1 protein-coding gene is annotated in these 552 nt (G+C 53.6%); it reads right to left on the reverse strand.

Annotated elements, in window-relative coordinates; all coding sequences use genetic code 11:
• Positions 1 to 103: 103 nt before the first annotated feature.
• Entirely contained in the window at positions 104 to 469 is a 366-nt protein-coding gene (locus AC07TV_RS22735; protein WP_494650686.1) for a hypothetical protein, read from the reverse strand.
• Positions 470 to 552 lie beyond the last annotated feature (83 nt).

A 552-nucleotide genomic window follows, 5' to 3' on the forward strand; every position in this document is an offset into this window, starting at 1 on the left:
AGCATAAAAAGCAGAAGCCTTCTAACGTTGTAGGTAAGGGGCGCTGCGCGGCGCTTTATCGCGCAGCGTCCAGCGACTGGAGGGAGCGGCCTTGACCGGAATGTTAGAAGGCAATTTCATCTCGCGTAGCCGCTAAGTTACCAAGGGGGAAGTACTCAATATGCCCGTCTTGAAACAACCAAGCACCTGAGCAAAGTGGGGTGTGAACACTCCCGAGGCCCGCGTGCCTGTTATCGCAGACATGGGTAGCCAAGCGCGCACATTGCTGTTTTTCAATTTCTTCGATATCGAGTATTTCCCACTGGTAAGTGAGGAAACTGTCTTGTGTATCTTCGCCCTCGTATTCGACGGAGTAGCCTCCATCCGACGACTCGAAAAGGCGAAGGCAATCGCTGAAATTCAACGACTCCGCTATCCGCTTGGTAAAACAGCGAAGCTTCTCTTGGAGGATAGTGTCAGCTATGGGCATTTGACTTCTAACGTGGAGCTAACCCGACGCCCGTCAGGGCGGTCGGGTTGAGCGCAGGGTTAGAAGGGTTTGCCGGGAAAGCG

The organism is Azonexus sp. GW821-FHT04F04 (assembly GCF_059420025.1).